The sequence below is a fragment of the Actinomadura roseirufa genome, from assembly GCF_900659635.1.
GTDB classification, from domain to species: Bacteria; Actinomycetota; Actinomycetes; order Streptosporangiales; family Streptosporangiaceae; genus Spirillospora; species Spirillospora roseirufa.
In genome coordinates, this window is the sequence record NZ_CAACVB010000319.1 from 1 (window position 1) to 7685 (window position 7685).

The 7685-nt window shown below is 74.6% G+C and carries 8 protein-coding genes; 7 read left to right on the plus strand and 1 reads right to left on the minus strand.

The window, feature by feature from the left end; translation table 11 throughout:
• The first annotated feature begins 176 nt into the window (after window positions 1-176).
• The 7 genes from E1291_RS36450 to E1291_RS36480 all read left to right on the plus strand — a co-directional run bounded on the left by E1291_RS36450 (window position 177) and on the right by E1291_RS36480 (window position 7307).
• A complete protein-coding gene (locus E1291_RS36450) occupies window positions 177-554 on the plus strand; it encodes a DUF3499 domain-containing protein (RefSeq protein WP_131742610.1) in 378 nt (125 codons plus the stop codon).
• Window positions 555-817: 263 nt separating this feature from the next.
• Window positions 818-2173, plus strand: coding sequence for a phosphomannomutase/phosphoglucomutase (locus E1291_RS36455; RefSeq protein WP_131742611.1), 1356 nt, complete (start codon window positions 818-820; stop codon window positions 2171-2173).
• Window positions 2174-2180: 7 nt separating this feature from the next.
• Window positions 2181-2363, plus strand: coding sequence for a Trm112 family protein (locus tag E1291_RS36460; RefSeq protein WP_131742612.1), 183 nt, complete (start codon window positions 2181-2183; stop codon window positions 2361-2363).
• Window positions 2364-2451: 88 nt separating this feature from the next.
• The gene (locus tag E1291_RS36465; protein ID WP_131742613.1) at window positions 2452-3594 is read left to right on the plus strand and encodes an SIS domain-containing protein; all 1143 of its coding nucleotides are present in this window, start codon (window positions 2452-2454) and stop codon (window positions 3592-3594) included.
• A gap of 73 nt (window positions 3595-3667) precedes the next feature.
• The gene (locus E1291_RS36470) at window positions 3668-4636 is read left to right on the plus strand and encodes a cation diffusion facilitator family transporter (RefSeq protein ID WP_131742614.1); all 969 of its coding nucleotides are present in this window, start codon (window positions 3668-3670) and stop codon (window positions 4634-4636) included.
• Window positions 4637-5039: 403 nt separating this feature from the next.
• Complete coding sequence (locus E1291_RS36475; RefSeq protein ID WP_131742615.1) at window positions 5040-6614, plus strand: sensor histidine kinase; 1575 nt, start codon at window positions 5040-5042, stop codon at window positions 6612-6614.
• An 18-nt stretch (window positions 6615-6632) separates the two neighbouring features.
• The gene (locus tag E1291_RS36480) at window positions 6633-7307 is read left to right on the plus strand and encodes a response regulator (protein WP_131742616.1); all 675 of its coding nucleotides are present in this window, start codon (window positions 6633-6635) and stop codon (window positions 7305-7307) included.
• 70 nt (window positions 7308-7377) lie between these two features.
• Here E1291_RS36480 and E1291_RS36485 read toward each other — a convergent pair.
• A partial coding sequence (locus tag E1291_RS36485) for a hypothetical protein (protein WP_131742617.1) occupies window positions 7378-7685 on the minus strand: 308 nt, incomplete at its 5' end.

A 7685-nucleotide genomic window follows, 5' to 3' on the forward strand; every position in this document is an offset into this window, starting at 1 on the left:
CACCGCGCGCTGAGCCGCCGCCGGCGCCCGCGCCGGGCCGGCGGTTCCCCGCGGGCCCGCGCAGCGCATCCGCGCCCACACGGTATGTAGTTGTTACCTCGGAATTCGACCGGTAACGGCGACACGTGCGCCGGGGTGGTGGCGGAGGCGCCGGGAGGAAGGTACGGTCGGCCATCGTGAGCCCCGTCCGCACCTGCTCCCGCACCGCCTGCAAGGCGCCCGCAGTCTTCACGCTCACGTACGTCTACCGCGACTCCACCGCGGTCCTGGGGCCGCTCGCCACGTACGCCGAGCCCCACTGCTATGACCTTTGCGCGGAGCATTCCGAACGGCTCACCGCCCCCATGGGGTGGGAGCTGGTGCGGCTGCCCGTCGAGGAGGCGACCGAGCCCAGCGCCGACGACCTCGAGGCGCTCGCCGACGCCGTCCGCGAGGCCGCCAAGCCCGCGCCCGGGCCCGGTCAGGAACCGGTCGGCCAGGGCACCGAGGTCGGCCGCCGCGGGCACCTGCGCGTCCTGCGCTCCGAGCCCGCCTCGACCCAGCCCCCCGAATGACCCGGCCCCCTGAATGACCCGGCCGCCCGGCTGACCGGGCCGCCCGAAGGACCTGTCTGCCCCGTATGACCCGGCCGCGCCAATGATCTGGCCGTGCGGGTGACCCTGGTGTTCCGTCCGGCCGGCGCCGCGGCGTCCCCGACCTCGCCCCGTCCACCCGGGAGTCCGAGCCGTACGCCTATCGGGGCGGGGCGGCGGGCCTCGCCGCCGTTCCCGGTAGGCTCGCGTCATCCCCCGCGACATCATTCGGATAGGGAGCAGGAGTGGGCGACCTCGCCAAGATCTTCAAGGCGTACGACATCCGGGGCGTCGTCCCGGACGAGCTCGACGCCGCGACCGCCGAGGCGGTCGGCGCGGCCTTCGTCCGGGTGACGGGGGCGAGCGCGGTCGTCACCGCGCACGACATGCGCGCCTCCTCGGTGCCGCTGGCCGAGGCGTTCGCGCGCGGGGCCACGTCCCAGGGCGCGGACGTCATCGAGGCCGGGCTCGGCTCCACCGACCTGCTCTACTACGCCAGCGGAAGCCTCGACCTGCCCGGCGCGATGTTCACCGCGAGCCACAACCCCGCCAAGTACAACGGGCTGAAGCTGTGCCGCTCCGGCGCCCGGCCCATCGGCCGCGACACCGGCCTCACCGAGATCCGCGACCTGGTCGACAGCGGCGTCCCCGCCCACGACGGCCCGGCCGGCACCGTGTCGCGGCGGGACCTCCTGAAGGGCTACGCCGACCACCTGAAGACGCTCGTCGACCTGTCGGGGATCCGCCCCCTCAAGGTCGCCGTCGACGCGGGCAACGGCATGGGCGGCCACACGGTCCCCCCGGTGTTCGAGGGCCTGCCGATCGACCTCGTGCCGCTGTACTTCGAGCTGGACGGCACCTTCCCCAACCACGAGGCCAACCCGATCGAGCCGGAGAACCTCCGCGACCTGCAGGCCAAGGTCCGCGAGACCGGCGCCGACATCGGCCTGGCCTTCGACGGCGACGCCGACCGCTGCTTCGTGGTGGACGAGCGCGGCGAGATCGTCGCCCCGTCCGCGATCACGGCGCTGGTGGCGGTGCGGGAACTGGCCAAGCATCCCGGCTCCTCGATCGTGCACAACCTGATCACCTCGCGGGCCGTTCCGGAGATCGTCGCCGAGCACGGCGGCACGCCCGTGCGCACGCGCGTCGGGCACTCCTTCATCAAGCAGACGATGGCGGAGACCGGCGCGGTCTTCGGCGGCGAGCACTCCGCCCACTTCTACTTCCGCGACTTCTGGTTCGCCGACTCGGGCATGCTCGCCGCCCTGCACGTCCTGGCCGCGCTCGGCGGGCAGGACGGGCCGCTGTCGGGGCTGCTCGGCGAGTACACCCGCTACGTCGCCTCCGGCGAGATCAACAGCGAGGTCGCCGACCAGGCCGCGGCCACCGGCCGGGTGCGCGAGGCGTTCGCCGGCCGGCCCGGCGTGACGCTCGACGAGCTGGACGGGCTGACCGTCGCCGACCAGGCCGCCGGCTGGTGGTTCAACCTGCGCCCGTCCAACACCGAGCCCCTGCTGCGGCTCAACGCCGAGGCCGCCGACGACGCGACGATGGCGGGGCTCCGCGACGAGGTCCTGGCCATCGTGAGGGAGAAGTGACACCGCGATGACGATCAAACTCGACTCCTGGCTGCTGGAGATCCTCGCCTGCCCCAACTGCGGCGGCGGGCTGCGCGCCGACGAGCAGGCCGCCGAGCTGGTCTGCACCGGTTCGTGCGGCTACGCCTACCCGGTGCGCGACGACATCCCCGTCCTCCTCGTCGACGAGGCGAGGACCCCGGCCTCGTGAGCCGTCCCCTGAGCGTCCCCCCGCCCCCCGCGTCCGGCCGCCGCGGGCGGCCCCGCCGCCCCCGGCCCGGCCCGAGCGGGGCGGGGCGGTGAGCGGCCTGCTGGATCCGGCCCGCCTGGAGGACCCCGCGGGCATCGAGGCCGCCGACCCTGGCGGGATGCTGCGTCAGATCGCCTCGTCCGCCGCGCAGATCCGGGAGGCGGGCCGCGCCGCCGCCGAGGCGGGCGTCGCCGCGCTCGCCGAGGACGGCCGGCCGCGCGCGATCATCGTCGCCGGCATGGGCGGGTCGGGGATCTCCGGCGACGTCCTGGCCGCCGTGTGCGGCCCCGGCTGCCCCGTCCCGGTGACGACCGTGCGCGGCTATCGGCTGCCCGGCTGGGTGGGCGCCGCCGACCTGGTCATCGCCGTGTCCTGCTCCGGGGGCACCGAGGAGACCCTCCAGGTCGCCGCCGAGGCCGCGCGCCGCGGCTGCCGGCTGCTGCTGGTCGGCGCGGCGGACTCGCCGCTGGCCGACCTCGCCGCGCAGAGCCGCGGGGCGTTCGTCCCGGTGCGCTCGGCGGGCCAGCCGCGTTCGACGCTGTGGGGGCTGACCGTCCCGCTGCTCCTCGCCGCGCGGGCGCTCGGCCTCGCGGACGTGCCGGACTCGGCGCTGGAGTCGTCCGCCGCGCTGCTGGAGGACGTCGCGCACCGGTGCCGTCCCGCCAGCGAGCCGTTCGTGAACCCGGCCAAGCGGATCGCCCTGGACATCGCGGGCGACGTCCCGCTGGTGTGGGGCTCGTCGACGCTGGCGGGCGCCGCCGCGTACCGGATGTGCTGCCAGCTCAACGAGAACGCCAAGTACCCGGCCGTGTTCGGCGACCTGCCCGAGGCCGGCCACAACCAGGTGATGGCGTTCGATGGCCTCTTCGCCCGGGGCGGGTCCGCCGCGGGCGACCCCGACGACTTCTTCCGCGACCGCGCCGACGAGGCCGAGCACGGCCTGCACCTGGTCGTCCTGCGCGATGTCGAGGAGCACCCGCAGGTCGCCAAGCGCCGTGCGGCCTCCATCGACATGGCCCGCGACCGCGGCGTCCCGGTCACCGAGATCGCCGCGGAGGGCCGGCATCCGCTGGAGCGGATCGCCTCCCTCATCGCGCTCGCGGACTATGTCACGGTTTACTTGGCCATCGTCTTGGGCGTCGACCCCACGCCGGTACCGGCAATCCAGGAGCTCAAGGCGAGGATCGCGTAAGGGCGTGCCATGCCGCCGCGGGCCGTGAGGGCGCGGCGGGTGTGCGCACGACGAGTCACTGTGGGAGTTCTAGATGAGTGCTGAGGGTGGAACGAAGGCCATCGTCGCCGCGCTGGCCGCCAACCTCGGAATCGCCGTGTCGAAGTTCGTCGCGTTCGCGGCCACGGGTTCGTCGTCGATGCTGGCCGAGTCGATCCACTCGGTGGCCGACTCGGGGAACCAGGGCCTGCTGCTGCTCGGGCGCAAGCGGTCCGAACGCGACCGGACGCCGAAGCACCCCTTCGGGTACGGGCGTGAGCGCTACTTCTACGCGTTCGTGGTGGCGGTGGTCCTGTTCACCGTCGGCTCGGCGTTCTCCCTGTACGAGGGCTACCACAAGATCTCCCACCCGGAGAAGATCGAGTCGCCGGTCTGGGCGTTCGTGGTCCTGGTCATCGCGATCGGCCTGGAGGGCTTCTCGTTCCGCACCGCGATCAAGGAGTCGAACACGCTGCGCGGCGACCAGTCGTGGTGGGCGTTCATCCGGCGGGCCAAGGCGCCCGAGCTCCCGGTCGTCCTGCTGGAGGACCTCGCGGCGCTGGTCGGCCTGCTGCTCGCGCTGTTCGGCGTCGCGCTGGCCGTGGCCACCGGCGACGGCGTCTGGGACGGCGTCGGCACCGTGGCGATCGGCGTGCTGCTCGGCGTGGTCGCGACGATCCTGGCGATCGAGACCAAGAGCCTGCTGATCGGCGAGGGCGCCGACCCCGAGCAGGAGGAGCGGATCATCGCGGCGCTGGAGTCGGTGCCCGAGGTCGACCACGTCATGAACATCCGCACCGAGTTCGTGGGGCCGGAGGAACTGCTGATCGCCGCCAAGATCGCTGTCTACCACGACGACACGGCCGCGGAGGTGGCGCGCGGCATCGACGCGGCCGAGGCCAAGATCCGGGCCCAGTTCCCCGAGGCGCAGCTGATCTACCTGGAGCCCGCGCTGGACGAGGCGGACCGGCGCAACGCCCGTCCGGAGACTCCCGCCTCACCGGAGACCCCGGCCTCCTCCTGAGCGGGACCTGAGCGGGACCTCAGCGAGATCCGCGAGATCCGCGGGGTTCACATGGGATCCCTCGCCGGACGGCCGCCGCAAGTGCCGGTCGACCCCAGCCCAGGCGAGACCGGCGAGTGCCTCCGAGGAGGCGGGTACCGGCGGCCGTCCGGCGAGGTGCTTCCCATGCTCCCCGCCCGGACCCCTGAACCGGGCGGTTCTGGTGTGACCGCGGCGGCCCCACCGAACCCCCTACGTCGGCGGTGGCCGCCGTCGCGGTCACACTGAGAACACTACGTTCGCGCAGGTCCCCGGCACGTCCACCAAAAGGAGGGAAAGGGGGTCGTCCTCCAGGGGGATCCCGGTCGCCCGCATAACACCGCACGGTGAGGTGAGAGGCCCGCCCAGAGGTCAGTATGGAGAAGTGACCAGCAACGATCACTCCGACAAGACCCGGCCCGGACCCGACCCCGCCGGGTTCGGCCCCGCCCTCGCGCACCACGCGTGGCGGCTGTCCGGCCGGATCGTGGCGGGCGTGGGACAACTGCTGCTCTGGATCCTGACCGGGCTCGGCCATCTGCTGCGCCCGCTCGCCCTCCGGCTCACCGCCCGCCTGAACGGCACGGGCCGCCGTCCCCCGGCCGGTCCGGGCGGCGTCGCCCCGCCGCTCCCGCCGGACGCGACGGCGCCCCTCCCACGCTGGATCGGCGCCTGGCGCGAGTTCACCGAGTCCTGGTACTTCGCGCCGCTGACCGGCCTCGCGCTGACCATCGCCGCGCTCGCCGAGCTGGCGCCGCGGGTGGAGTCGCCGCTCAGCCTGGCGGGCGGCTTCGCGGTGGCGGGGACGCTCCCGCTCATCTGGCGCCGCGAGTACCTGCGTCCCGTCGCGGCCGTGGCGCTCGGCGCGTTCGCGGCGAGCCTGCTCACCGGCCAGATGGTGCTGGTCACCACGACCTTCGCGGCGCTCTGCGCGCTGTACGCGCTCGGCCGCCGGCTCCCGCGGCAGTCCGCGGGCGTCCTGGCCGCCGGGAGCGGCGTGACCGTGGCCGTGGTCTACCTCGCCACCTCCACCCTCGACGACGTCCCGTGGCCGGCCGCGTTCATCGCCGTCCTGGCCGCCATCGGCCTCGGCGACGCGCGCCGCGTCGTGGAGACGGCCGGGCGCACCGAGGCGGAGGCGGAGGAGCGCACCAACGAGACCCTCACCCGGCTCACCGCCGTCCAGCGGGAGCAGGCCGTGATGCGCGAGCGCGCCCGCATCGCCCGCGAGCTGCACGACGTGGTCGCGCACTCCGTCTCGATGATCGCCGTGCAGGCGGAGACCGCCCCCTACACGATGCGGGACCTGTCGGACGAGGCCCGCGCCGGTTACGGCGAGATCGCCAAGACGGCCCGGGACGCGCTGGTGGAGATGCGGCGGCTGCTCAGCGTGCTGCGCGCCGACGCCAAGCCCGAGCCGGAATCGGCGACGGCGCCGCAGCCGAGGCTGGACCGGCTGCCCGACCTGATCGAGCAGCACCGCGGCGCCGGCGGCCGGGTCGACCTCGCCGTGCACGGCGACGCGCGGACGCTGTCCACGACCGTCGAGCTGTCGGCGTACCGGATCGTCCAGGAGGCGCTGACGAACGCCCGGCGGCACGCGCCCGGAGCCGAGGTCCGCGTCGACCTGACGTTCCTGCCGGACCGTCTCGCCGTCACCGTCCGCGACGACGGGGCGTCCGCGCAGACCATGGTGCTGAACCGCGCCGGCGCCGCCGGGGCCGCGGCCCCGGGACCCGCCGCGGCGGGACGGACGCGCCTCGAATCCGCCGCCTCGGCCGGATCCGGCGGCGGACACGGGCTCGTGGGCATGCGGGAACGTGCGACCATGCTGGGCGGACGGTTCTCCGCCGGCCCGGCCACCGAGGGCGGGTTCGTGGTGGCGGCCGAGCTTCCACTGACCAGGGAGGAGAGTCCCACCCGTGGACCCGGTTCCGAGGCGCCTCCGGGCCGCCGCTGAGCGCCCCGGGCGGCAGCGGTGATCAAAGTGCTGATCGTCGACGACCAGACGATCGTGCGGGCCGGGTTCGCCGCCCTGCTCGCCGCGCAGGAGGACATCACCGTCGTGGGGGAGGCCGGCGACGGCCGTGAGGCGGTGCGGCTGGCCGAGCGGAATCGTCCGGACGTCGTCGTCATGGACATCCGGATGCCCGGCATGGACGGCATCGAGGCCACCCGCCGCATCCTCGCCCTGCCGGGCGCCGAGGGCGTCCGGGTGCTGGTCCTCACCACCTTCGACGTCGACGAGTACGTCTACGACGCGCTCGCCGTCGGCGCCAGCGGCTTCCTGCTCAAGGACGCCACCGCCGACGAGCTCGTCTCCGCCGTGCGCGTCGTGGCGCGCGGCGACTCGCTGCTCGCCCCGCAGGTCACCGGGCGGCTCATCCGCGAGTTCACGCGGCAGCGGCGGCACCGGCCGCAGGCGCCGTCGGAGCTGGCGACGCTGACCGCCCGGGAGACCGAGGTGCTGGTCCTGATCGCGGGCGGGCTGTCCAACGGCGAGATCGCGCGGCGGCTGGTGGTGAGCGAGCACACCGTCAAGACGCACGTGGCGCGGGTCTTCACCAAGCTGGGCCTGCGCGACCGCGCCCAGGCGGTCATGCTCGCCTACGAGTCCGGCGTGGTGGTGCCGGGCGAGAGCGCCTCCAGCTGACCGTCCGCCGGGCCCGCCGCCTCCCCGGGGCCGGGCCCGGACGCTCCTGCCCCGGCCCGGGGAGGAGTGGTCAGCGGCGGCGGAGCAGGCGGAGCGCCTTCTCCTTCTCGAAGTCGAGGGCGCGCGTGGGCGGCGCGGACAGCCGGCCGATGCGCTCGCCCAGTTCCCGGACGTGCGCCTGCACCTGCGGCTCGGCCAGGACGCGCAGCCCGAACGCCAGCTCGGCCGGCCCGATGTCGTAGCGCTTCTCCAGGGCCAGCGCGAGCGCCACGGCGCGCAGCTCGGCGTCGCCGAAACGCCGGTGCCCGCCGGCGCGCCTCGTCCCGCCGCCGGACGGCCCGCGACCCGCCGCCGGTGACCCGCCGCCGGGGGCTCCAC